Source organism: Gordonia sp. KTR9, assembly GCF_000143885.2.
Classification (GTDB): Bacteria; Actinomycetota; Actinomycetes; order Mycobacteriales; family Mycobacteriaceae; genus Gordonia.
Genome location: NC_018581.1, coordinates 3,618,660 through 3,640,901, shown reverse-complemented (window position 1 = coordinate 3,640,901; position 22,242 = coordinate 3,618,660). Strand labels below are relative to the sequence as shown.

The window sequence follows — 22,242 nt, the reverse complement described above, 5'->3', positions numbered from 1 at the left end:
GTTGCACGAGTTACGGGCTGAAACGTGCCGGCATCCCCTGTCTGAACAGGGACGATTCGGGGCCGAGACGTCGCTAGATGCGACAGAAAGCGCTGTTGACGCGCTTGAGATCAATGTGGCGTCGAGCTGCGAGCCACACCCCGGGGAAAATCACGCGGTCCATAGTGCCACGCTCCGCATCGGCTCGTCTACTTGGGGTTATTTTCCATCATCATGAGGGAAACCGGGCGGGACGGTCCCTACCTGAGCGGCACAACGCCGCGGATGGGGGAATCTGTTCCCGGAGGGACCGGCGATTTCCGGCATGTCGGTGCGATCGGCATGATGGGAAGGATGAACCTCGACCTCGCAGCGCCGGCGGAATCGTTGGTCGCGGCCGCCTGCGCCGAGGTCGACCCGGACGTGCCCCTCGCGCTCTACCTGCACGTCCCGTTCTGTGCGACCCGGTGCGGATACTGCGACTTCAACACCTACACCGCCGGCGAACTCGGGTCCTCGTCCTCGCCGGACTCGTGGCAGGAGGCGGTCGCCCGCGAGCTGGAGACCGCGGCGCGGATGCTGACGCCGAGCCGCCCGGTCTCGACGATCTTCGTCGGCGGCGGCACACCGTCGCTCCTCGGTGGCGCCGGTCTCACGCGGCTACTCGACGCGGTCCGGGCGAACTTCGATCTGTCCGGCAACGTCGAGATCACCACCGAGTCCAACCCGGAGTCGACCTCAGCCGAGTTCTTCGACGACCTCCGGTCGGCCGGATTCACCCGGATCTCGCTCGGTATGCAATCGGCGGCCGAGCACGTGCTGAGACTGCTCGACCGCACGCACACCCCGGGCCGGGCCGTCGCGGCCGCGCGAGAGGCACGGGCGGCCGGATTCGACCACGTGAACCTCGACCTGATCTACGGAACGCCCGGCGAGACCGACGCGGACCTGAATGCCACCGTCGACGCCGTGCTGGATGCCGGTGTCGACCACGTGTCCGCCTACGCGCTGATCGTCGAGGACGGCACCGCGCTGGCGCGCCGGATCCGACGTGGGGAGATGCCCGCTCCCGACGACGACGTCCTCGCCGACCGCTACCAGATCCTCGACCGCCGCCTGCGCGCCGACGGCCTCGACTGGTACGAGGTGTCGAACTGGGCACGCGGCGACGACTCGGTGTGCCGCCACAACATCGCCTACTGGCACAGCCATGACTGGTGGGGCATCGGTCCCGGGGCGCATTCCCATGTCGCCGGTGTCCGTTGGCTCAACGCCAAACATCCTGCGCGCTACTCGAAGTCGCTGTCGGAGGGCGTTCTGCCGATCGCGTCGGCAGAGCAGTTGACCGCCGAGGACCGGCACCTCGAGGCCGTCATGCTGACCACGCGGTGCCGGAGCGGGCTGCCGCGCGATCTCCTCGACGACGCCGAGACCGCGCATGCCGAGCAGCTCTGCGCCTACGGTCTGCTGAGCGCGAGCGCCGATGCCTACGTGCTCACCGACGCGGGCCGGTTGCTTGCCGACGGAGTGATCCGCCGCGTGCTCTGGGGCTGATGCGCGACCAGGCGTACGGCTACCAACTCTGATCGGGGCGAGGCGGACTCGTCCATCCCGTCGATCGGGCACCACGACGGTGCGCGCCCGCGCCATCGGGTGCGGTCGGCGGCCGACGTGCCGGGATCTCGGCGGTGTCCTCGAGCTGCTGGTCCAGCGGCTTGGCCGTCTCGGTCAGGTCCAGGGCGTCGAGGTCGAGCGTGCGCGCGTGGATGATGTGGCGGTTCCGCAGCGCCGACCGAACCGCGCGGTGCAACCCGTCCTCGAGGTAGAGCTCGCCCTCCCACCGCACGACGTGGGCGAAGAGGTCGCCGTAGAAGGTGGAGTCCTCGCTGAGGAGTTTGTCCAGGGCGAGGACCTTGGTGATCGGGATCAGCTGGTCGAGCCGGAGTTGTCGCGGCGGGATCTTGGCCCAGCCCCGCGTCGACAACCCGTGGTCGGGGTAGGGCTTGCCCTCCCGCACCCCCTTGAAGATCATGCGAACTCCTCCGACGCCCGTCCTCGACGATTGCTGCTCTTCGGCGACGCGTCGACGGTCAGTGCGCGACACCACGCCGTGACACGGTGATCGCGATCCCGTTTCGTACTATGGAACGCACCCAACTGTATGACAGGGGTCCGAGTCAGGAGGTGTACCGCGTGTCTACCACCGATGATCGTCGCTTCGAGATCTTGCGTGCGATCGTGACCGACTACGTCGACACGCAGGAGCCGATCGGTTCGAAGGCGCTCGTGGAGCGTCATCAGCTGGGAGTGTCGAGCGCCACCGTCCGCAACGACATGGCGGTGCTGGAGGCGGAGGGGTACATCACCCAGCCGCACACCAGCTCCGGCCGGGTGCCCACCGACAAGGGATACCGGATGTTCGTCGACCGGATCAGCGAGATCAAACCGCTGTCGGCCGCCGAGCGCCGCGCGATCCTCTCGGTACTCGATTCCGGCGTCGACCTCGACGATGTGCTCCGCCGGTCCGTGCGGCTCCTCGCCCAGCTGACGCGGCAGGTCGCGGTCATCCAGTACCCGGTGCTCTCGGCGGCGACCGTGCGTCATCTCGAGGTCGTCACCCTTTCGCCATCGCGTCTGCTGCTGGTCGTCATCGTCGACAACGGCCGGGTCGAACAGCGGATGGTGGCACTGAACGAAGACCACGACGAGGACGAGATCGCCCGGTTGCGCGATCTGTTCTCGGCCGCACTGCACGGCAAACGACTCGAAGCCGCGTCGGCCGCGGTGGCCGAGCTCGCCAACTCCGCGCCCGAGGATCTGCGCGGTGCGGTACTCAACATCGCGACCGTGCTGGTCGAGACCCTCGTCGAACGCGGCGACGACCGGCTGGTGCTCGGCGGCACGTCGAATCTCGCCCGCTCGGCAGCCGACTTCACGCCCGTGGTCGGCGGTATGGACACCGTTCTGGAGGCACTCGAGGAGCAGGTGGTCGTGCTCAAGATCCTCGCGACGACGCAGGACATGGGCCAGGTCACGGTGCAGATCGGCGAGGAGACCCGGACCGAGAACCTGCGTGGGACCTCGGTGGTGTCGACAGGGTACGGTGCATCGGGAACCGTGTTCGGCGGCGTCGGTGTGCTCGGCCCCACACGGATGGACTACCCGGGAACGATTGCCTCGGTGGCGGCCGTTGCCAAGTACATCGGCGAGGTGCTCGCCGAACGATGACCGCAGATTTCCCATGACCGCCGCTCGGCAGGCCGCTGTTCGGCGGCCCGCTACGTGGACGACGGCGGCCGCGCGCGAAGCAGCGTCGATGATCGGCGGTCGGGACGGCTCCCCGTACGGGTCCCGCGCGATCGTCAGAGCACACGCCGCCAGGCACCAACTGAGACCGAAGGATCACTACAACCGTGGCACGTGACTATTACGCAATCCTGGGTGTGGCGAAGGGCGCCAGTGATCAGGAACTCAAGCGCGCCTACCGCAAGAAGGCGCGCGAGTTGCACCCCGACGTCAATCCGGGCAAGGAAGACGAGTTCAAAGAGGTAAGCACCGCCTACGAGGTGCTGACCGACCCGGAGAAGCGACGCATCGTCGACGCCGGCGGCGACCCGTTGGCCGGCGCCGGTGCGGGCGGCTTCGGCGGTTTCAGTGGCGGCGGCGGGGGATTCGGCGACGTCTTCGAGGCGTTCTTCGGCAACGGCGGCGCCTTCGGCGGTGGCGGTGGGTTCGGTTCGGGTCGCGGGCCCAAGTCGCGGGTCCAGCCGGGCGAGCCTGCACTGGTGAACCTGACCCTGGATCTCGCCGAGTGCGCGAAGGGGGTCGCCAAGGAGATCACCGTCGACACCGCGATCCTCTGCGATGTGTGCACCGGCTCGGGCACCAACGGTGACAGCAAGCCGGTGACCTGTGACATCTGCAAGGGCGCCGGAGAAATCCAGTCGGTGCAGCGCTCGTTCCTCGGCCAGGTCATGACCGTGCGCGAGTGCCCGACCTGTCACGGCGTCGGCGAGGTCATCCCCGATCCGTGTCACAAGTGCGGCGGCGACGGACGCTACCGCTCGCGGCGCACCATGACCGTGCGTATCCCCGCCGGGATCGAGAACGGCATGCGCGTGCGTCTCACCGGCCAGGGTGAGGTCGGTCTGGGCGGCGGTCCCGCGGGCGACCTGTACGTCGAGGTCTCCGAGCGTCCGCACGAGGTGTTCCTGCGCGACAAGGACGACCTGCACTGCACCGTCAAGGTGCCGATGGCCGACGCGGCGCTCGGTGCCGAGTTCGAGGTGGAGACCATTCTCGGGGACCCGGTCACCGTGACGGTCGCACCCGGCACCCAGCCGGGGCAGATCGTGAAACTGCGGGGACAGGGCATGCCGCACGTCAGTTCCGGCGTGCGCGGCACCATGCACGTCCACCTCGACGTCGTCGTACCGACCAGGCTCGATGCGGCACAGACCGAGGCGCTGAAGAAGTACCGCAAGATCGCCGCCGACGAGATCGAGGTGGTCAACACCTCGGCTGCCGCGGCGCCGGGCGGCCTCTTCTCGCGGCTGCGCAACGCGTTCGCCGGGAAGTAGACCCGGCGTGGCGGTGGGGTCCTGGCGCGGGTGCTCGGCCCGGACGGCGGGTGTGCGGTGAGTCCTCCGCTGTTCTGGGCGGATTCCGTGCCCGCGCCCGGGGCGGATCTGACCCTGAGCGGACCCGAGGGCCGTCACGCCGTGACCGTCGCCCGGCTCGGGGTCGGCGAGCGGATCCTCGTCGGCGACGGCGCCGGTTCGGTGGCCGGTTGCGAGATCCGGGAGATCGTCGCCAAGGACACGCTGGTCGCAGCCGTGCACGACCTGTCCTTCGAGGCACGCCCCACCCCGCAGGTGACGCTGGTGCAGGCGCTGCCGAAGTCCGAACGCTCCGAGCTCGCGGTCGACCTCGCCACCGAGGCCGGCGTCAACGTGATCGTGCCCTGGCAGGCGCTGCGGTGCGTGTCGCGATGGACGGGCAAGGCGGACAAGGGCGTCGGCAAATGGCGGGCCGCGGCGTCGGCCGCCGCCAAGCAGAGTCGTCGCCCGTGGATTCCGGAGGTCACCGACCTCGCGACCACCATCGACGTCCGTGCCCGCTGCGCCGACGTCGTGACCAGGGGCGGCGTCGTCGCCGTCCTACACGAGGAGGCCGCGCAGCCCCTCGCGCGACTACCCCTCGCCGACGCCGCCGAGATCGTGCTCGTGGTCGGGCCCGAGGGCGGTCTCGACGGCGGAGAGATCGCGGACCTGACCGCGCTCGGTGCGCAGTCGGTCGTGCTGGGCCCGGAGGTGCTGCGCACGTCGACGGCAGCCGCGGTGGCTCTCGGCGCGATCGGGGTGCTCACCCGTCGGTGGACGCGATGAGCGTCGTCGGACGCCGCTCCGTGCGTCGAACGAAGATCGACTATGGCCCGGCGCCTTCACAATTCGGCCACCTGTACGTGCCCTCCGACGGTCTCGACGCGACGTCGCCCGCGCGGCTGGTCGTACTCGTGCACGGCGGCTCCTGGTCCGTCGAATTCGGTTCGACGACGCAGACCGCCATCGCCCGCATGCTCGCCGAGCGTGGGGCGGCGGTGTGGAACATCGAATACCGGCGGGTCGGTGAGGAAGGCGGCGGATGGCCGAACACCGGCCGCGATGTCATCGACGCGCTCGGTGCTCTCGACGGACCCGTCCGTGACCTGCTCCCGGCCGGTGGCGTCGACTTCTCCTCGACGGCGGTCGTGGGGCATTCGGCGGGTGGCCAGCTCGCGGTGTGGGCCGTCGGGCAGCTCGGCGCGCGCACCGCAACGGCCACCATCACCACCGTCGTCGCCCAGGCGGCCGTGCTCGACACCGTCGGTGCGGCCGACCGAGAGTCGGTGCGGGCGTTCATGGGTCGGCCGTTCAGCGAGTCGCCGCGCCGGTACCGCGACGCCTCGCCGCTGCTGGCGCCCGTCGTCGACGCCCACGTCGTGGCGATACACGGTGAGACCGACGAACTCATCCCCATCGAGTCCAGTAGGCGGTACGTCGACGCCGCGATCGAGCGCGGACAGTCCGCGGAGTTCCTCGCCGTTCCCGGTGAGGGACACGACGCCTTCGTCGACCCACGCAGCGTGTGCACGCGGCAGACGATCCGGGTGCTGGGGATCTGACGGAAATATTGCCTGCTGATCGGCTGTTGCACCGCGATACACTGACCACACCTCTGCGGGCCGCGATCGCGACGCGCAGGGACATCCAGATCAGAACATCCAGAACAGAACACCAGGAGTGATTTCATACGTGAGTGACGACAACCCCGACCAGAGCGGGCAATCCAGCCGTACGCAGCCGCGCCGGTCTGGGGTCACATCCACTGTCGAAGTCTCTCCCGGAGTCGTGTTCGGGCTGCTCGGCGCCAGTGACGTCAACCTGCGTACCCTTGAGCAGCTCTTGCCCGCCGACATCCACGTCCGTGGCAACCAGGTGACCCTGACCGGTGAACCCGCCGACGTCGCCGGCTCCGAGCGTGTCATCGCCGAACTCGTCGACCTCGTCGGCCGGGGGACCCCGCTGACACCCGATCTCGTCCGGCACAGCGTGTCCATGCTGTCCGACGGCACCGAGGAGTCGCCGGCCGACGTGCTGTCGCTCGACATCCTGTCGCGCCGGGGCAAGACGATCCGACCCAAGACGCTCAACCAGAAGCACTACGTCGACGCCATCGACAAGCACACCATCGTGTTCGGTCTGGGTCCGGCCGGTACCGGCAAGACCTACCTGGCGATGGCCAAGGCGGTCCAGGCGCTGCAGTCGAAATCGGTCAACCGCATCATCCTGACGCGGCCGGCGGTCGAGGCCGGCGAACGCCTCGGCTTCCTGCCGGGCACGTTGAGCGAGAAGATCGACCCCTACCTGCGCCCGCTGTACGACGCGCTGCACGACATGATGGATCCCGAGGCGATCCCGAAGCTGATGGCAGCCGGGGTCATCGAGGTCGCGCCGTTGGCCTACATGCGCGGCCGCACGCTCAACGACGCGTTCATCATCCTCGACGAGGCGCAGAACACGACGAGTGAGCAGATGAAGATGTTCCTGACCCGTCTCGGCTTCGGTTCCAAGGTCGTCGTCACCGGCGACGTCACCCAGGTGGACCTGCCGGGCGGTGCGCGTAGCGGACTCCTCGCCGCCTCGGAGATCCTGGAAGGGATCGACGACATCCACTTCTCCCGGCTCACCAGCCAGGACGTGGTCCGGCACCGGTTGGTCGCCGACATCGTCGACGCCTACGGACGGGCCGAGGAGGCGCAGCGAGGACTGCCCAACACGGCACTCGGCGGCAACCGTGCCGCACGTCGGGCCGCCGCGCAGGGACGTCGTTCATGAGCATCGAACTGGCCAACGAATCCGGGGTCGAGGTTCCGGCCGAGCTGATCATCGACGCCGCACGCTTCGCGGTGAACGCGATGGACGTCAATCCGGCGGCGCTGCTGTCGGTGCTGTGCGTCGACGAGGACACCATGGCGGACATGCACGTGCAGTGGATGGACCTGCCCGGTCCGACCGACGTGATGAGCTTCCCGATGGACGAACTGGTGCCCGGCGGGCGGCCGGACGCGACCGACCCCGGCCCGGCGATCCTCGGTGACATCGTGCTGTGCCCCGATTTCGCCCGGAAGCAGGCGCGCGAGGCGAAACGGTCCTTCGAGCACGAGCTGGCGATGCTGACGATCCACGGGGTGCTCCACCTTCTCGGCTACGACCACGCCGAGCCGGAGGAGGAGCGCGAGATGTTCGGGCTGCAGAACCGGATTCTCGACGCGTTCTACGCCGAACGCCACCGACGTGCCCAGGAGCAACGACAGACCGACCGCGATTCGCGGTTGCTGACCAACATCGGCTTCACCGGTCCCGAGGGCGGGTCGCCTGCCCCCGGCGCCCCGACCCGGTCCGAGGAGGACCGAGGGTGACCTCTGATTACTGGTTCATCGTGGCCGCAGTCGTGTTGATCGGGGTCGGCGGGGTGTTCGCGGCGGTCGACACCGCGGTGTCCACGGTGTCGAACGCCCGGGTGGACGACATGGTCCGGGAGGGGCGCGCTGGTGCCCGCCGCCTGGCGGGCATCCTCGGTGCACGCGCGACCTACGTCGGGCTCGTGGTGCTTCTCCGCGTGGTGTGCGAGACCGCGGCCGTGGCGCTCGTCGCGGTCGCCGCGACACAGCTGATCGGCGTCGGCGGGGGACTCGCGGTGGCCATCGCCGCCATGGCAGTCGTCTCGTACGTCGCCGTGGGCGTCGGCCCGCGCACCCTGGGCCGGCAGCACGCGTACACGATCGCGCTCGCCTCGTCGTACCCGCTGTTCGCGCTGGGAGTGCTGCTCAAACCGCTGACCCGTCTCCTGATACTGATCGGTAACGCCCTCACCCCGGGTCGCGGGTTCCGCAACGGCCCGTTCGCCACCGAGATCGAGCTGCGTGAGGTCGTCGACCTCGCGGAGGCCTCCGGTGTCGTCGCGGCCGACGAGCGCCGCATGATCCAGTCGGTGTTCGACCTCGGCGACACGAGCGCCCGCGAGGTGATGGTGCCGCGCCCGGAGATGGTGTGGATCGAGGCCGACAAGACCGCCCTGCAGGCCACGAGCCTCGCGACGCGGTCCGGGCACTCGCGGATCCCGGTGATCGGCGAGAACACCGACGACGTCCTGGGCATCGTGTATCTCAAGGACCTGGTGGCCCGGACGGTCGCCCAGCGCGTCGACCCCACGACCCTGCGCGTGGTCGACGTGATGCGCGACGCCGAGTTCATCCCCGATTCCAAACCACTCGACCGTGTCCTCGCCGACATGCAGCGCGAGCGCAATCACATGGCGATGCTCGTCGACGAGTACGGCGGTATCGCCGGGCTGGTGACCATCGAGGACGTGCTGGAGGAGATCGTCGGCGAGATCACCGACGAGTACGACACCGACGAGCTCGCGCCGGTCGAGGACCTCGGCGACGGGTCCTACCGGGTGTCGGCGCGGCTGCCGGTGGAAGATCTCGGTGAACTGTTCGACGTCGAGATCGCCGAGGAAGAGGTCGAGACGGTCGGCGGACTCGTCGGCCTCGAGCTGGGCCGCGTGCCGCTGCCCGGCGCCCGGGTCGAGTCGCACGGACTGCAACTGGTGGCCGAGGGCGGTCCCAATCGCCAAGGGCGCCAACGCATCATCACGGTGCTCGTGACACGGGTCCCCGGCGCGGAAGAAGATTCGCGAGGCGACGAGCACCGTGGCAACTCGAACCGATCGCACGGACGTTCCGACCGTGCCGCGGGCCGCGACCACGAGGACGAACGGCGAACCGAGCGCGCGGCGAGAGACAAGGGCGGCGACGACCCGGCTGTGGACTCCGCCGATCGCGACAGGGCAGACGACTCGAGAGCAAGGATGAACCAGTGACCGAGACCCTCACCGACGAGGATCGCAAGCTCGTGGTGCTCGCCCGGGGTGCGCTGGCGCGTGCCGAGTCGCCCTCGGGCGCCGCGGTTCGGGACGGTGACGGCCGCACCTACGCCGGGGCCGACGTGCGGACCCGCACCCTGACCCTCACCGGGTTGCAGGTGGCGGTGGCGTCCGCGATCTCGAGCGGGGCCCGCACCTTCGAGGCGGCAGTCATCGTCAACGGTGCGCCCGACGACCCGGGTCTGGACACCCTGCACGAGCTCAGCCCGGAGGCGTACGCGGTCCTCACCGACACCGCGGGTGCACCGCAACAGCGCATCGGGCGTGCGGATGCCTGAGTTCCGTTCGGGTTTCGTCTGTTTCGTGGGGCGTCCCAACACCGGCAAGTCCACGCTCACCAATGCCCTGGTCGGCGAGAAGATCGCGATCACCTCCAATCGCCCGCAGACCACCCGCCACACCATCCGCGGGATCGTCAACCGGCCCGATGCCCAGCTGATCCTCGTCGACACCCCCGGCCTCCATCGCCCGCGTACCCTGCTGGGTCAGCGCCTGAACGATCTCGTCCGCGACACCTACTCCGAGGTCGACGTGATCGGTGTTTGCATCCCCGCCGACGAGGCGATCGGGCCGGGTGACCGCTGGATCATCTCGCAGGTCCGCGAGATGGCACCCCGCACGACGATCGTCGGTGTGGTCACCAAGATCGACCGCGTCGGTCCGGAGCAGGTCGCCAAACAGCTGCTCGCGCTCTCCGCGGTCCTCGGACCCGACTCGGAGGTGGTCCCGGTGTCGGCGAAGTCGGGCAAGCAGCTCGACGTGCTGTCCGACGTGCTCGTCGGCCTCATGGAAGAGGGGCCGGCCTTCTACCCGGACGGCGAACTCACCGACGAACCCGAGCAGGTGCTGATGGCGGAGTTCATCCGCGAAGCCGCGCTCGAGGGTGTGCACGACGAGTTGCCGCACTCGCTCGCCGTCGTCATCGAGGAGGTCATCGACCGGGAGGACCGGGATCCCGAGCTTCCGCCGATGGTCGACGTCCACGCCGTGCTGTTCGTCGAGCGCGACAGCCAGAAGGGCATCATCATCGGCCGCAAGGGCGCGCGGCTGAAAGAGGTGGGTACAGTTGCCCGCGCACAGATCGAGCGGCTGCTGGGGACCAAGGTGTACCTGGATCTGCATGTGAAGGTCGCCAAGGACTGGCAACGCGACCCCAAACAGCTGCGTCGATTGGGTTTCTAGCAGCGTGTCCTGACGGCCTGGCGCCGACCGGGGCGGCCTGCGGGGAGGTACGCCGATGGGAACGCACGAGTCGCCGGTTCAGCCGGGGGACGCACTCGGTCAGGGAGCGCACGAGGCGCCGGACGCCGATCAGCCGACGGGGCGGACGATCGCGGGGGTGCTGGGGTCACCGCGATTCTGGCTCGCACCACTCGCGCTGGTGGCGGTGATGTTCTCGCTGATGGCCGCGTTGTACATGGCCGCTGTCGTCGACCCGCAGCGCCACCTGCACGACTTCCCGGTAGCGCTCGTCCAGGAGGACGCGGGCGGTGAGGTGCAGAACGCCGAGGGGCAGTCCACGCAGCAGAACTTCGGCGAACAGGTCGCCGAGGGCATCATCTCCTCGGCCGCGGAGAACGGGATCGTGGTCTCACGGACCGACCGGTCGACCGCCCTCTCCGAACTCAACAGCGGCAAGGTGTACGGCGTCATCGTCGTCGGGTCGAACTTCACGAATCGTGCTGTCGCACTCGGCCGGTCGACGGTTCTCACCGCCGAACCGGCGAAACCGACCATCGACATCTTCATCAACCGTGGCTCGGGTGCGTTCGCGTCATCGATCACCACCACCCTGGCCGACCAGGTCCGTACGCGCGTCAACGAGCAGGTCGGCACACAGCTGACCGAACAGGTCCGCGCACAGCTCGACCGCAACGACATCACCTTCACCGGCGCGGCGCAGCTCGCACTCGCGACCCCGGTGGCCGTCGAGGTCTCCGAGCCGACGCCGCTCCCCGACGGTGCGGGCAACGGTCTGTCGGCGTTCTATCTGACCCTGCTGCTCGTGCTCGCCGGCTTCACCGGGGCGATGATGGTCAGCATCGTCGTCGACGGCATGCTCGGCCAGACGCCCATCGAATACGGGCCGTTCTATCAGCTGCGTGAGCGGCTCGCGATCAGCCGGTGGGCGACACTCGCGGCGAAGTGGACGATCATGTTCCTGGTCGCGGTGGTGCTCTCGACCCTGTTCATCGCCGTCGGCGCCATGGTCGGGACATCGATCCCGAACGGATTCGTGCTCTGGATGCTGTCGGTGCTCGGCATCTTCGCCGTCGGGGTGAGTGCCAGCGCGATGATGGCGGTGTTCGGCAACCCCGGGCTGCTGTTCAACCTGATCTTCTTCGTGGTGTTCGGGCTGCCGTCGTCGGGCGGGACCCTTCCGCTCGAGGCGAGTCCGCGCTTCTTCGAGTGGATCGCCGCGATCGAACCGATGCATGTGATCTACCTGGGTGTGCGTGCGGTCCTGTATTTCGACGCCGACCTCTCGGCGGGCTTGGGCCGGTCGATCATCCAGTGCTTCATCGGTCTGCTCGTCGGGGTGCTCCTCGGTCTGCTCGGCACCAAGTACTACGACCGCAAGGGTTGGCACCGGTATCCGGGCGGCATGACGCTGCCGCCGAAGCTGGACAAGATCGTCAACGCCGGCTGACACCCCGGGCGCCCTCACGCCCCGACCGTTCACCCGGGTCTGACACCGTGGCCGGATGGGTACTCCCGTCGTCATGTCGATCCCCGAACTGTCCACGGCCCTGCACGAGCTGCGCGACGACCTCGACCGCGCCGAGCTGCAGGCCGAATCGCTCATCGCCGCGGTCGCCGACCAGCATCGGCACAGCGCCCGAAACCTCGTGCACTACGTCGCGGTCCGACGCCATGACCTGCGTCCGCTGCAGGAGTCGATGTCCGCACACGGACTGTCGAGTCTCGGCCGGATGGAGTCGATCGTCTACTCGTGGATCGAGACGGTCATCGAGACCGTGGACGCCTTGGCCGAGGGGCGCACCCGGCACCCGATCTGGGGTGATCTCGCCGGCGGCGTGCGAACCCTGACCCGCAATCGCGACCGGCTCCTCGGGCGCGTGCATCCCGGTGGCGGACACGACGCGACCGCCGACGGCCCCGGGGAATCACGCGGCGAGCGGGCCACCCGCGTGATGGTGACGATGCCGACCCCGGCCGCCGACGATCCCGACCTCGTCCGCGCCATGGGTGCCGCCGGGATGGACGTCGCGCGGGTCAACTGCGCGCACGACGGCCCGGCCGAGTGGTCGCGGATGATCGAGTCCGTGCGATCCCTCCCCGGCCGGGTGCGGGTGGCCATGGATCTCGCCGGCCCGAAACTGCGTACGGGGCCGCTCGAACCGGGGCCCGAGGTCATCAAGGTGAAACCGGTCCGCGCGGACGACGGCACGGTGGAACGGCGGTCGTGGGTGCGGTTCGCCACAACACCTTTCGATCCCGGCGCGCGGCTGCCCGACGGGATCGACGCGGTCATCCCGGTGGGCGCACTCGCAGACGTCGGGCAGGGAGACCGGCTGAGGTTGCGTGACGCCCGTGGTCGCCGGCGACGCCTCGAGGTGGTCGCGGTGTCCGAGGCGGGGATCGATGCCGAGAGCGATCGCACCGTCTACTACGAGACCGGCATGCCGATCGAGGTGCCCGGTGCCGACGGCGCGGACACCCGCCGATCCGAGGCCCGCTCGCGGGGCCGTCTCGTCGTCGGCGAACTGCCGGAGAAGCGACAGCATCTGCTGGTGCGCACCGGCGACGAGATCCGGTTGCAGCGCGAGCTCACGCCGACCCCGGCGACCCGGACCGGACCGCATCGGATCGGCTGCGAACTCGGCGAGGCCTTCGACGACGTGATGCCGGGCCACCGAGTGCTGTTCGACGACGGCAAGATCGCGGGGCGGGTCCGGGAGAAGCTCGACGACGAGATCGTGGTCGACGTCGAGCGCGCCGCCCCGGGCGGGACCAAGCTCCGTGCCGAGAAAGGCATCAACCTCCCGGACACGACGTTGCACATCCCGGCTCTCACGGCGTCCGACCGGCAGGACCTCGAGTTCGTCGCCGCGCACGCCGACATGGTGAACTGCTCGTTCGTCCGGTCGCCGGAAGACGTGGCCGACCTGATCGACGAACTGCGCCGTCTCGGTGCGCCGGACGTGGGCATCGTGCTGAAGATCGAGACCCGCGCAGCCTTCGAGTCGTTGCCGCAGATGCTGCTCGAGGCGATGCGCTGGGACTCGGTCGGGGTCATGATCGCCCGTGGCGACCTCGCCGTCGAGGTCGGCTTCGGCCGGCTCGCCGAGGTGCAGGAGGAGATCCTGTGGCTCTGCGAGGCCGCGCATGTCCCGGTCATCTGGGCGACCCAGGTGCTCGACGGGCTGGCCAAGAAGGGCGTGCCCTCCCGCGCCGAGGTCACCGATGCCGCGATGAGCCGCCGCGCCGAGGGCGTGATGCTCAACAAGGGGCCCTACATCGTCGAGGCGATCGAGGCGCTGACGTCGATCCTGGACCGGATGGGCGGTCACGTGGAGAAGAAGCGCTCGCTGCTGCGCCCGCTGAACTCCTTCGACATCGATCCGGGGTAGGCCGGCGGGCATGTCGGGACCTGTCGTGTCGGTGCTCGGTGGGAGAATGTCCCGGTGAGGTTCTACCGTGATGAGGCCGTCGTGCTGCGCCAGCACAAACTGGGCGAAGCCGACCGCATCATCACGCTGCTCACCGCCGAACACGGTCTCGTGCGCGCGGTCGCCAAGGGCGTCCGGCGGACACGGTCGAAGTTCGGCGCCCGGCTCGAACCGTTCGCCCACATCGACGTGCACCTGTATCCCGGTCGCAGCCTCGACGTGGTCACGCAGGTGCACAGCCTGCACGCCTTCGCCGACGCCATCGTCGCCGACTACGGGCGCTACACCACGGCCTGTGCGGTCCTCGAGACCGCGGAACGGCTCGCGGGTGAGGAACGAGCACCCACCCGCCAGCTGCACCGGCTGACGGTCGGAGCCCTGGAGGCGCTGGCCGACGACCGCCGGCCCCGGGAACTGATCCTCGACGCCTACCTGCTGCGTGCCATGTACAGCGCGGGCTGGATGCCGGCGCTGGAGGAGTGCGCGCGCTGCGCGACGCCCGGCCCCCACCGCGCCTTCCACGTCGCCGCGGGCGGCGCCGTCTGTCTGCCGTGCCGCCCGCCCGGATCGGCGACACCGTCCCCGGGCGTTCTCGACCTCATGGAGGCCCTGTTCCGCGGTCGGTGGGACGACGTGGTCGACGCGACTCCGTCGCTGCGTCGCCAGGCCAGCGGACTCACCGCCGCGCATCTGCAGTGGCATCTGGAACGTCAGCTCCGAACCCTGCCGCTGATCGAACGCACCGCCCCTCATAGGCTGATGGAGACGGGTGTGGACACGGGTGCGAGGAGGGTCGACGATGGCGTTGCGGCCGGGTAGTTCGGGAAAGGCACGCAAGGCCGCGAGTCTCCGCGCCGATGTCCGTCCACCCGACCCGCATCCGAGCGGCGCGCGGCCACCCGCCATTCCCGCCGAGTTCGTACCGAAGCACGTTGCGCTGGTGATGGACGGCAACGGACGCTGGGCCACCGATCGCGGCCTCCCGCGTACCGAGGGGCACAAGCGCGGTGAGGCCGTGCTGATGGACACCGTGTGCGGCTGTATCGAATTGGGGGTCGGCTGGTTGTCGGCCTACGCCTTCTCCACCGAGAACTGGTCCCGCAGTCCCGACGAGGTGCGGTTCCTCATGGGCTTCAACCGCGACGTCATCCGGCGCCGGCGCGACGAGATGCACGAGATGGGGGTCCGCGTGCGCTGGGCTGGACGCCGACCACGCTTGTGGCGCAGCGTGATCCGCGAACTCGAGATCGCCGAGGAGATGACCCGGGACAACACCGTGATGACGCTGACGATGTGCGTCAACTACGGCGGCCGCGCCGAGATCGCCGACGCCGCACGTGAGATCGCGCGTCGCGCGGCGCGCGGCGAGATCGATCCCGAGCGGATCTCGGAGTCGACGTTCGCGCGGTACCTCGACGAGCCGGACATGCCCGACGTCGACCTCTTCCTGCGCCCGTCGGGGGAGCAGCGGATCTCGAATTTCCTTCTGTGGCAGTCGGCGTACGCCGAGATGGTCTATCAGGAGAAGCTCTTCCCGGACTTCGATCGTCGCGACCTGTGGGCCGCCTGCCTCGAATACGCTTCGCGCGACCGGCGTTTCGGCGGGGTGAAGCCGTCATGACCGGCGCCGCGGGCCTCCTCGACCGTACGGCGGAGATCGTCGCAGAACTCGGACCCGTCGACCGTCCCGACGCCGATTCGCTCGTGGTGCAGGTCGGTCCGACGCGCGCGTCGATCCGCGTGCTCACGCTGGCCGATGGGCTCGACGTGCTCGCCCTCACGCAGATGGTGGCGATGGACCTGCCCAACACCCCGTCCCTGCGCGACGACGTCGAGGCGTGCGCCGCGCAGCTCAGCTTCGGCAGCCTCCGCCGATCCGATCGTGCCGGGGTCACCACAGATGTGTTGCAGTACTACACGTTTCCGGCCGGGCAGCTCGACGACGTGCCGCTGCTGACGGTGTTGCACATCGTGCTCGCCGCGGGTGTCGACGCCGCCGAACGACTGGTGGGCCCGACCTCTGCTTGAGGCGACCACCCCCTCGGCTCAGGGAGCAGGGTGGAGTGTCGACAACCGTTCTCGTTCAGTCGTTTCCGGCGACCCGACAGTCACCGCATCGTCCGAAGACCTCGACGGTGTGATTGATGTCGGTGAAGCCGTGCTGGGCGGCGATCTTCGCGGCCCAGCGCTCGACCGGCTCGGCCTGCACCTCGACGGTGGTTCCGCATTCGCGGCACACGAGGTGGTGGTGGTGTCCCGACGAGCAATGGCGGTACCGGGTCTCGCCGGAGCCGTCCCACAGGACGTCGATCTGCCCGGCCTGACTCAGCGCCTGCAGATTGCGGTAGACCGTCGTCAGGCCGATCGATTCGCCCCGGCCCTTGAGGATCTCGTGGAGTTCCTGGGCGGAACAGAAGTCATCGGTGCCGGCGAGGGCGTCGGCGATCGCGGCCCGCTGGCGGGTCGAGCGGATGCCGGTGACCGGCTGCGGTCCCGAGGCGACCCCGCTCATTCGTTCACCGCTCGGGAGGTCTCGGACGGCACGGCGCGGCCGTCACTGGTCTCGTTCGCGTGGATCAGGGCGTCGCCGACGATGTGCGCGACGTGGTCGTCGAGGAGTTCGTAGGTGATCTCGCGACCGTTGCGCTGACCGCGGACGACGCCGGCGTCCTTCAGGACGCGCAGGTGCTGGCTGACCAGTGGCTGACTCAGGCCCAGGTGCCCGACGAGCTCGTGTACGCACTGCACCCGCTCGCGCAGCGACAGCACGATCGCGACGCGGGTGGGGGAGGCGAGGGCGCGCAGGAGATCGGCCGCGGCTTCCCGCGCCGCTGCGTCGGCCGCCTCGGCCGGGTCGGGCCCGTCCAATGGTTGGGTCGACATCGCGCTCCTCTCGCCTGGCTCGCGCCTTTGATCCGCCCATTCTAACGGAAATGGTTTTCAATCCATGTCCGGGTGTCGTGGCAGGTCAGCCGCCGTCGGCGCGTCGTCGTTCGGCGACGGGCGGCACCCCGTTCTCTCCCGCGGTCGACAACGCGTAGGTCGCCACCGCGTACGCGACCGCGGACGAGTTGACGGCCAGGAGATCGGTGTTGACGTTGTCGAGGGTGTCGCGCGCGGTGTGATAGGCGGGATCGAAGGCCTCTCCTGCCCGGCCGCCCCACATCTCCGCCTGCGCCTCGCTCTTCTGGCTCTCCGCGCCGGTGAACACACCGCCGGCGGGGATGCCCACCGCGATGAACGGGCCGTAGTCGGAGCGCCCGTCGAAGTCGTCTGGGGCAAGGGGGATCCCGCGATCGGCATAGAACTTCTCGAAGGTCCGCTCGATGCCCCCGGAACCGTCCGGTCCGGCGCCGGCTCCCTCGCGTTCGGAGTCGTCGCCGTCGTGGGTGAAGTAGCCGCCGTTGGGCGAGGCGAGCATGTCGAAGTTCAGGTACAGTGCCACCGCCGCACGGGCGGCGGGGTCGAGCCCCCGGACGTACTCCGCCGAACCCACCAGCCCGTCCTCCTCCGCACCCCAGAACGCGAACCGCACCCGATGCGGAACGCGGGGGGTCGAACCGAGCCGCAGCGCGGTCTCGAGTACGGCCGCGGTGCCGCTGGCGTTGTCGTTCGCGCCGGGCCCTTCGACGACGCTGTCGAGGTGCGCACCGGCCATGACGACGTCGTCGGCGGTGCCCGTGCGAGTCTCGGCGATCAGCGAGCGCGTGCTGATCGCGGTGGTCTTCGCCTCGACCTCGAGAGTCACCGATCGCGCCGACCGCACCCGTTCGGCGTCGTCCGCGGAGACCCCGAGGACGGGGATCGACGGGCGGTCGTCCGGCCCGAGCGTGGCACCCGTGAGTGGGCCGGGCTCGTTGTTGACCATGATCGCCGCGACCGCGCCGGCCGACTGCGCGTTGCGCGCCTTGTCGGCGAAGGTGCAGGTTCCACGGACGATGACCGCGACGGCCCCGCGCACCGAGCCCGGGTAGTCGGTGCTCGCGCATCCGAGTCCCGCGACCGCCACGGGCGCGGCGGTGACCGGGGTGTCGCCGGTCCCGGCCGAGTACTCGACGATGCGCGTCGCGACCTTCAGGTCGTCGGCCGTCAGGCTCACCGGACCGCCGTCGAAGCGCTCGTAGTCGACGGTGGGCGTGGTCACGTCGAAACCGGCCGCACGGAGCAGACCGGCGACGTAGTCCAGTGAGGCGTCGTACCCTGATGTGCCGGCCGCCCGGTTGCCGCCGTTGTTGTCGGCGATCTGCTGGAGGGCGCGAACGTGCGCCATCACGTTCTCGATCCTGACGGCGTCGCTCAGCGCGGCCGGGGTGACCTCGTCTATCGGGGGTGCGGGGGTGGGGGTGGAGACCGGTGCCGAGGAAGGCCGATCGACCTCCGCGGTCTGATCGTCTCCGCAGGCCGCGACCAGCGACAGTGTCAGTACCAGGGACGCGGCGAGGGACACCGACCGGCGATACCGGGCCGGAGCGTGGACGCCGACGCGTCGTCGAACTCGAACGATCACAGTGCCACTCTGGCAGTTCCGGTCCGCCGGTGTGTGCCCTACGGTTCGCGACAGGGGGCTCGGTTGCCGGTGCTTTCGGGAAACGGGACACCTGCTCGGTAGTCTGTACGGGTTGCCGCCTGTATCTCGTGGATGCACGCCGAGCACCGAGCGTCAGCACGACCGTCCCAGCCGAACACTCAACCCGTGGAGAGCAGTTAACCGTGGCCGCCCAGTCCAATGTGGAATCCGTCGTCAACCTCGCCAAGCGTCGGGGCCTGGTCTACCAGTGCGGTGAGATCTACGGCGGTACCAAGTCGGCGTGGGATTACGGCCCGCTCGGCGTCGAGCTCAAGGAGAACATCAAGCGCCAGTGGTGGCGCGCGATGGTCATCAGCCGTGAGGACGTCGTCGGACTCGACTCGTCGGTCATCCTGCCGCGCCAGGTCTGGGAGGCCTCCGGCCACGTCGAGGTGTTCACCGACCCACTGGTGGAGTCGCTGCACACCCACAAGCGCTACCGTGCCGACCACCTCATCGAGGCCTACGAGGCCAAGCACGGGCACCCACCGGCAAACGGTCTGGCCGACATCAACGACCCGGAGACCGGGCAGCCGGGCAACTGGACCGAGCCCAAGGCGTTCAGCGGTCTGATGAAGACGTTCCTCGGCCCCGTCGACGACGAAGAGGGCCTGCACTATCTGCGGCCCGAGACCGCGCAGGGCATCTTCGTGAACTTCAAGAACGTGATGACCACCGCGCGCAAGAAGCCCCCGTTCGGCATCGCGCAGATCGGCAAGAGCTTCCGCAACGAGATCACGCCGGGCAACTTCATCTTCCGCACCCGCGAGTTCGAGCAGATGGAGATGGAGTTCTTCGTCAAGCCGGGCGAGGACGAGGAATGGCACCAGTACTGGATCGACCAGCGCTTCGACTGGTACGTGAACCTGGGCATCGACCCGGAGAACCTGCGGCTCTACGACCATCCGAAGGAAAAGTTGTCGCATTACTCCAAGCGGACCGTGGACGTCGAGTACAAGTTCGGCTTCACCGGTAACCCGTGGGGCGAACTCGAAGGTGTCGCCAACCGCACCGACTACGACCTGTCCACGCACAGCAAGCATTCGGGCGAGGATCTGTCGTTCTTCGATCAGGCGTCGGGCGAGCGCTACACCCCGTACGTGATCGAGCCGGCGGCCGGCCTGACCCGCTCGCTGATGGCGTTCCTGTGCGACGCCTACACCGAGGAGGAAGTGCCGAACGCCAAGGGCGGCACCGATACTCGCACCGTGTTGCGGCTCGACCGGCGTCTGGCACCGATCAAGGTCGCCGTCCTGCCGCTCTCGCGCAACGAGAAGCTCTCGCCCAAGGCCCGCGACCTCGCCGCCGAACTCCGCAAGCACTGGAATGTGGAGTTCGACGACGCGCAGGGCATCGGCAAGCGTTACCGCCGGCAGGACGAGATCGGCACACCGTTCTGCGTGACCGTCGACTTCGACACCCTCGACGACCAGGCCGTCACGGTCCGTGAACGGGACACGATGAGCCAGGAGCGGGTCGCGCTCGACAAGGTCGCCGAGTATCTCGGCGGCAAGCTCCTCGGCGCCTGAGCGCTCTCGCGTCGCCACGGGCGTACGCTCTCGATTCCGCCTGACCTGCGGATGTCTGTCACAATTGATGGCGAGTTGTCGCGTGACGTAGGGCATGGGGTCCGGCGTGCATGCGACGAGAGAGTGAGTGGAGTCGTGTCTGTCAGCGGGAAAGTCGTTCATTACGACGCGAATCGGGGCTTCGGATTCTTGGCGCCGGAATCGGGCGGTGCCGATGTGTTCCTCCACATCAACGACATCGACATCGACGAGAACTCGTTGAAGCCCGGCGCGAAGGTGTCCTTCGACGTCGAGGAGACCGACCGTGGTTCGAAGGCGGTCAACGTCGCGGTGACCGAGGCCGCGCCCGCCGACGAAGCGGGCGCCCGGGCGCATCGTCGCGACGATCACCACGGCCGGGATCGGGGCGAGCGGGGTGATCGCGGCGACCGCGGACGCCACGACGACCGCGGCAGCCGTCGTCCGCGCGCTGGTGGTGGTTCCCTGGACGCCGCCGCGTTCACCGAAGAACTCACCGAGCTCCTGCTCGATGCCGACGGCGCCCTCACCGCGCGGCAGATCGTGGCGATCCGGCAGCGGGTCACCGACTTCGCAGTCGCCCGGGGCTGGGTGCTTGACTAGCACCCGCCATGGGCCCGAGACCGTCGGGCATGTCCTCCCGGCGGTCGCCACCTACGCCGACGAGGCCGTCGAGCGATACGTGCCCGAGGGGGCGAAGGTCGCGAGCCTGCCCGGCACCCGGACCGATCATCGGAGCGACTTCGCCCGGGACCGCGCGCGGGTCCTGCATTCTGCCGCGCTTCGCCGGCTGGCCGACAAGACACAGGTCGTCGGCCCGCGCGAGGGTGACACCCCCCGTACCCGGCTCACGCATTCGCTCGAGGTCGGGCAGATCGGCCGCGGGATCGCGATCGGTCTCGGCGCCGAACCCGACCTCGTCGAACTCGCCGGACTCGCCCACGACATCGGGCATCCGCCGTACGGGCACAACGGCGAACGCGCGCTCGACGAGGTGGCCGCCGACCACGGCGGTTTCGAGGGCAACGCGCAGAATCTCCGGATCCTGACCAGACTCGAGCCCAAGCTGCTCGACGCCGACGGGCAGAGTGTCGGCCTCAATCTCGCGCGCGCGTCGCTGGACGCGACCCTGAAGTATCCGTGGACCCGGCGCACCCCGGGCGGGAAGTTCGGGGCCTACGACGACGATGCCGGGATGCTCGCGTGGATCCGTCGGGATGCGCCCGGGACCCGTCAGTGCGTCGAGGCCCAGATCATGGACTGGTCCGACGACGTGGCGTACTCCGTGCACGACCTCGAGGACGGCGTGATCGGCGGGCGGATCGACCTGCGAACCCTCGGCGATCCGCAGGATCAGCGCGCGCTGGCCGACATCGGCGCCAAGGAGTTTCCCGGCCTCGACCCCGAGGCGCTGGTCGACGCCGCCGGCCGACTGCACCGCATGGACATCGTGCGTTCGGTGGGTGTCTTCGACGGAACGCTCGACTCCTACGTCGCACTCAAGCGACTGACCAGCGAGTTCATCGGCCGATTCGCGTCGGCCGCGATCACCGGTACCCGCGAGGTGGTGGGGGACCGGCCGGTGTCGCGCTACGACGCCGATCTGGAAGTGCCGGAACTCATCGCCGCCGAGGTGTCGATGCTCAAGACCCTGGCCCTGCGGTTCATCTTCTCCAACGAACGTCACAAGGCGACCCAGCGTCGCCAGCGCGAGCGCATCCACCGGGTCGCGAACTGGTTCGCCGAAGCGGCGCCGGGGGGACTGGACCCGGTCTTCGTGCCGTGGTGGAACGCCGCCTCCGACGACGCCGCCCGCATGCGCGTCATCGTCGACCAGATCGCGTCCATGACCGAAGGCCGGCTCGAGCGCACCGACAAGCACAACTCGGGGGCCCAGGCGCACCTGGGGTAGGCCGCGGTTCCGTCGGCCGCGCCGAAGGGTTGTCGTCAGAGTCGGAGCCCACGCCGGGGGCCTCCCGGGACGTCGGCCCCGGTCGGGTGGACGACCGGTGTCGAGTACCAGGTC

The 22,242-nt window shown here is 69.1% G+C and carries 22 protein-coding genes; 18 read left to right on the top strand and 4 right to left on the bottom strand.

All coding sequences use genetic code 11. The features are described 5' to 3' along the window. Positions 1-333: 333 nt before the first annotated feature. The gene (gene hemW / locus KTR9_RS17115; protein ID WP_014927413.1) at positions 334-1,533 is read left to right on the top strand and encodes a radical SAM family heme chaperone HemW; all 1,200 of its coding nucleotides are present in this window, start codon (positions 334-336) and stop codon (positions 1,531-1,533) included. Positions 1,534-1,552: 19 nt separating this feature from the next. Here the strand turns inward: hemW and KTR9_RS17110 are convergent, their stop codons facing one another. Further along, positions 1,553-2,011 (bottom strand): type II toxin-antitoxin system VapB family antitoxin, encoded by a 459-nt coding sequence (locus KTR9_RS17110; RefSeq protein ID WP_014927412.1) that lies wholly within the window; start codon positions 2,009-2,011, stop codon positions 1,553-1,555. Positions 2,012-2,172: 161 nt separating this feature from the next. Here KTR9_RS17110 and hrcA point away from each other — a divergent pair, with 161 nt between their 5' ends. From hrcA to KTR9_RS17040, 14 genes are all read left to right on the top strand, one after another. Beyond that, positions 2,173-3,207 carry a heat-inducible transcriptional repressor HrcA gene (hrcA, locus tag KTR9_RS17105; RefSeq protein ID WP_010841232.1) on the top strand — a complete coding sequence of 345 codons (1,035 nt, stop codon included), beginning with the start codon at positions 2,173-2,175 and terminating at the stop codon, positions 3,205-3,207. A 185-nt stretch (positions 3,208-3,392) separates the two neighbouring features. Next, positions 3,393-4,559 (top strand): molecular chaperone DnaJ, encoded by a 1,167-nt coding sequence (gene dnaJ, locus KTR9_RS17100; protein ID WP_010841231.1) that lies wholly within the window; start codon positions 3,393-3,395, stop codon positions 4,557-4,559. 57 nt (positions 4,560-4,616) lie between these two features. Then, positions 4,617-5,366, top strand: a complete 750-nt coding sequence (locus KTR9_RS17095; protein ID WP_044508037.1) for a 16S rRNA (uracil(1498)-N(3))-methyltransferase — start codon at positions 4,617-4,619, stop codon at positions 5,364-5,366. Continuing rightward, positions 5,363-6,142, top strand: coding sequence for an alpha/beta hydrolase family protein (locus KTR9_RS17090; RefSeq protein ID WP_044508035.1), 780 nt, complete (start codon positions 5,363-5,365; stop codon positions 6,140-6,142). Before KTR9_RS17095 ends, KTR9_RS17090 begins: the two co-directional genes overlap by 4 nt. Before the next feature lie 130 nt (positions 6,143-6,272). Beyond that, positions 6,273-7,355, top strand: a complete 1,083-nt coding sequence (locus KTR9_RS17085) for a PhoH family protein (protein ID WP_035716998.1) — start codon at positions 6,273-6,275, stop codon at positions 7,353-7,355. Beyond that, the gene (ybeY, locus tag KTR9_RS17080; RefSeq protein WP_010841227.1) at positions 7,352-7,939 is read left to right on the top strand and encodes an rRNA maturation RNase YbeY; all 588 of its coding nucleotides are present in this window, start codon (positions 7,352-7,354) and stop codon (positions 7,937-7,939) included. Before KTR9_RS17085 ends, ybeY begins: the two co-directional genes overlap by 4 nt. Then, the gene (locus KTR9_RS17075; protein WP_014927407.1) at positions 7,936-9,405 is read left to right on the top strand and encodes a hemolysin family protein; all 1,470 of its coding nucleotides are present in this window, start codon (positions 7,936-7,938) and stop codon (positions 9,403-9,405) included. The genes ybeY and KTR9_RS17075 overlap by 4 nt, the downstream gene beginning before the upstream one ends. Beyond that, positions 9,402-9,746, top strand: a complete 345-nt coding sequence (locus tag KTR9_RS17070) for a hypothetical protein (RefSeq protein ID WP_014927406.1) — start codon at positions 9,402-9,404, stop codon at positions 9,744-9,746. The genes KTR9_RS17075 and KTR9_RS17070 overlap by 4 nt, the downstream gene beginning before the upstream one ends. Continuing rightward, on the top strand, positions 9,739-10,650 hold the full coding sequence (era, locus tag KTR9_RS17065) for a GTPase Era (protein WP_010841224.1): 912 nt from the start codon (positions 9,739-9,741) through the stop codon (positions 10,648-10,650). The genes KTR9_RS17070 and era overlap by 8 nt, the downstream gene beginning before the upstream one ends. 55 nt (positions 10,651-10,705) lie before the next feature. Further along, entirely contained in the window at positions 10,706-12,118 is a 1,413-nt protein-coding gene (locus tag KTR9_RS17060; protein WP_014927405.1) for a YhgE/Pip domain-containing protein, read from the top strand. Between the two features lie 55 nt (positions 12,119-12,173). Continuing rightward, the gene (locus tag KTR9_RS17055) at positions 12,174-14,063 is read left to right on the top strand and encodes a pyruvate kinase (RefSeq protein ID WP_193363198.1); all 1,890 of its coding nucleotides are present in this window, start codon (positions 12,174-12,176) and stop codon (positions 14,061-14,063) included. A gap of 54 nt (positions 14,064-14,117) precedes the next feature. Next, a complete protein-coding gene (recO, locus tag KTR9_RS17050; RefSeq protein WP_010841221.1) occupies positions 14,118-14,921 on the top strand; it encodes a DNA repair protein RecO in 804 nt (267 codons plus the stop codon). Further along, entirely contained in the window at positions 14,902-15,723 is an 822-nt protein-coding gene (locus KTR9_RS17045) for an isoprenyl transferase (protein WP_014927403.1), read from the top strand. Before recO ends, KTR9_RS17045 begins: the two co-directional genes overlap by 20 nt. After that, positions 15,720-16,130, top strand: coding sequence for a hypothetical protein (locus KTR9_RS17040; RefSeq protein WP_010841219.1), 411 nt, complete (start codon positions 15,720-15,722; stop codon positions 16,128-16,130). The genes KTR9_RS17045 and KTR9_RS17040 overlap by 4 nt, the downstream gene beginning before the upstream one ends. Positions 16,131-16,185: 55 nt before the next feature. On the opposite strand, the gene KTR9_RS17035 is transcribed toward KTR9_RS17040, so the two are convergent. From KTR9_RS17035 to KTR9_RS17025, 3 genes are all read right to left on the bottom strand, one after another. Beyond that, a complete protein-coding gene (locus KTR9_RS17035; RefSeq protein ID WP_010841218.1) occupies positions 16,186-16,614 on the bottom strand; it encodes a Fur family transcriptional regulator in 429 nt (142 codons plus the stop codon). Continuing rightward, positions 16,611-16,985, bottom strand: coding sequence for an ArsR/SmtB family transcription factor (locus KTR9_RS17030; protein ID WP_010841217.1), 375 nt, complete (start codon positions 16,983-16,985; stop codon positions 16,611-16,613). Before KTR9_RS17030 ends, KTR9_RS17035 begins: the two co-directional genes overlap by 4 nt. A gap of 85 nt (positions 16,986-17,070) precedes the next feature. Beyond that, entirely contained in the window at positions 17,071-18,609 is a 1,539-nt protein-coding gene (locus tag KTR9_RS17025) for a M28 family peptidase (RefSeq protein WP_014927402.1), read from the bottom strand. 203 nt (positions 18,610-18,812) lie between these two features. On the opposite strand from KTR9_RS17025, the gene KTR9_RS17020 reads away from it, so the two are divergent. The 3 genes from KTR9_RS17020 to KTR9_RS17010 all read left to right on the top strand — a co-directional run bounded on the left by KTR9_RS17020 (position 18,813) and on the right by KTR9_RS17010 (position 22,128). Next, positions 18,813-20,198 (top strand): glycine--tRNA ligase, encoded by a 1,386-nt coding sequence (locus KTR9_RS17020; RefSeq protein ID WP_010841215.1) that lies wholly within the window; start codon positions 18,813-18,815, stop codon positions 20,196-20,198. A 135-nt stretch (positions 20,199-20,333) separates the two neighbouring features. After that, positions 20,334-20,819 (top strand): cold-shock protein, encoded by a 486-nt coding sequence (locus KTR9_RS17015; RefSeq protein ID WP_010841214.1) that lies wholly within the window; start codon positions 20,334-20,336, stop codon positions 20,817-20,819. Beyond that, positions 20,812-22,128, top strand: a complete 1,317-nt coding sequence (locus tag KTR9_RS17010) for a deoxyguanosinetriphosphate triphosphohydrolase (protein WP_014927400.1) — start codon at positions 20,812-20,814, stop codon at positions 22,126-22,128. Before KTR9_RS17015 ends, KTR9_RS17010 begins: the two co-directional genes overlap by 8 nt. Positions 22,129-22,242 lie beyond the last annotated feature (114 nt).